Source organism: Oleiphilus sp. HI0123 (assembly GCF_001635315.1).
This window is the reverse complement of the sequence record NZ_LWGE01001502.1, coordinates 1-1,112: the sequence shown is the minus strand read 5'-3', so window position 1 is coordinate 1,112 and position 1,112 is coordinate 1. Positions and strand designations below refer to the sequence as shown.

1 protein-coding gene is annotated in these 1,112 nt (G+C 40.9%); it reads left to right on the top strand.

Features of this window, described 5'->3' with window-relative positions:
* Positions 1-1,112 (top strand): AarF/ABC1/UbiB kinase family protein (locus A3761_RS19865; RefSeq protein ID WP_197473136.1); only part of this gene is annotated, 1,112 nt, incomplete at both ends.

The window sequence follows — 1,112 nt, the reverse complement described above, 5'->3', positions numbered from 1 at the left end:
TCGTATTGGTCAGACTACAGGCATTCTTGCTAAAACAGGTGCTCAATGGTTAATCGGTAAACGGCCACCCAATCCCAAGTTATTAAGATCTATTTTTGAAGACTTAGGTGCTACCTATATTAAGTTAGGGCAGTTTATCGCAAGTTCGCCTACTTTCTTTCCTCAAGATTACGTTGAAGAATTTCAAAACTGCTTAGATCGTACCCAGCCTTTTTCTTTTTCTGTGGCTCGAAAGATTATTGAAAATGAATTAGGTAAGCCTTTGAGTGCAGTTTATTCTTATGTTGACCCGGTTCCTTTAGCATCCGCTTCTATTGCTCAGGTTCATGCTGCCAAGCTTGTATCGGGTGAAGATGTAGTGATCAAAATTCAAAAGCCAGGTGTTGAGAATGTATTGCTTACAGACCTTAACTTTCTCTATGTCTCAGCGAGAATTATTGAACATCTGGCACCAAAGCTATCATGGACATCTATGTCTGGTGTCGTTGAAGAAATTCAGCGCACAATGATGGAAGAGTGTGATTTTATAAAAGAAGCAAATAACCTAGATGAGTTTAGCGAGTTTTTGCATAGTGCTGGCCACGAGGATGTTTGCGTTCCTAAAGTTTATCGAAGCGCTAGCTCGAGACGAGTTCTGACAATGGAACGTTTTTATGGTGTATCGCTAACTGATTTGGATACAATTCGTAAATACTGCTCCGATCCCGAAAAGACATTGATCACAGCAATGAATACCTGGTTCTCTAGTTTGACGCAGTGTGCCTTTTTCCACGCTGATGTTCATGCAGGTAACTTAATGGTTCTCGAAGATGGTCGTATCGGCTTTATCGACTTTGGTATTGTAGGTCGTATTAACCCTGGCACCTGGGAAGCTGTTTCAGACTTTATATCAGCGATTATGATTGGAAACTTTGAGGGTATGGCTGATGCGATGATTCGCATTGGTGTCACAGATAAAGATGTCATTGTTGATGACTTAGCAAACGATTTACGTCGAGTGTTTAATAAACTAGATGTGATGGTCCCCGATACAGCGATGTTCGAGACGCAGGGTGAAGATGATATTAATAATGTGCTAATGGATATGGTTAAGGTTGGTGAGCAGAATGGTA